We start from the raw sequence: 1,047 nt of genomic DNA, 5'->3' as shown, positions 1-1,047 counted from the left end.
TTTTAAAATTTTTTGGCGCTTGTAGGTCAGCGTGATTATTCCAGCTAGCTTTCCCATTGGGGATTCAAATGCCACTTCGTGTTTTGTAATCAACTCTTGATCAGTCAATGAAACAATGCTGTATGCCGTTGACTCTTGACCATCGAAAGTGGTTAGAATGTCATCAGAACCTAACTCCCAAGTACCCGAGCCATTCATATCTCCCTGACCTGCTACGATTTGATAATTCCCATTCTCTTCAAGGATAAGTTTTCCATCCACATGCAACATCTTTCCCCCTTCAATCATGGCACTCATATCAGCCCCTTCGGTCTGTTCGAATTCAAAATCAGAGCCTGTCCAGGTTCCAACAAGCTGGGATCTGTCTACTCCTGAACTACAGGAAATAAGAAAAAAGAGCATTGCCAAAACTGGTATTCCAAAAAGAAACACCCCCTTTTTACTTTCCTTAGATTTTTCTTTGTGCATCATAATAATTCGTTTTTTGGTTTGAAATTGATTGAAATTATTCAAAAGCTGAAGCCCTCGATTTGTATTGAGAATTTGAACAAGGGTCCTTGAATAATCAATGGAGGAATGGCTTAGGGTAACCTGCTGATCTGCCTGAAACTCATGAACTTCCTTCAAAAGATTTTCAAAAACGTAGATAAGTGGATTAAACCACATAATTGATTTCACCAATTGAACCAATAAAATATCAAAACTATGTCCCTCCCGAATATGGACAGATTCGTGAATCATTATTTGTTGGAATTGCCTATCCTCTAGATCGAGCGTAGGAAGTAGAATCGTAGAAAAAAATGAAGCGGGTCTAAAGGCTGGATTCAAAGCAATTTCAAATCCTTGATAATGTTTCTTTTCAGAATTCTGAATTAATCGCATCGTCCTGAAAAGCCCAACCATCAACCTTGCCAACATCCAAATAAGTCCTCCAAAATAAAGAGCTGGCAATAGCACTTGAATAGATAGAAAAGGAATTGATTCAGATCCATCCTTGATTATTTGAGAGCCAGCTATACCGATTGATGAAATGGTATTTATTGGCAA

The 1,047-nt window shown here is 38.3% G+C and carries 1 protein-coding gene; it reads right to left on the bottom strand.

Features of this window, described 5'->3' with window-relative positions:
* The coding region (locus OU792_RS18575; RefSeq protein ID WP_274671059.1) for a M56 family metallopeptidase at positions 1-1,047 on the bottom strand (1,047 nt) is incomplete at both ends.

This window comes from Algoriphagus sp. NF, from assembly GCF_028823735.1.
Lineage (GTDB): Bacteria > Bacteroidota > Bacteroidia > Cytophagales > Cyclobacteriaceae > Algoriphagus > Algoriphagus marincola.
This window is presented reverse-complemented; position numbering and strand designations above follow the sequence as displayed.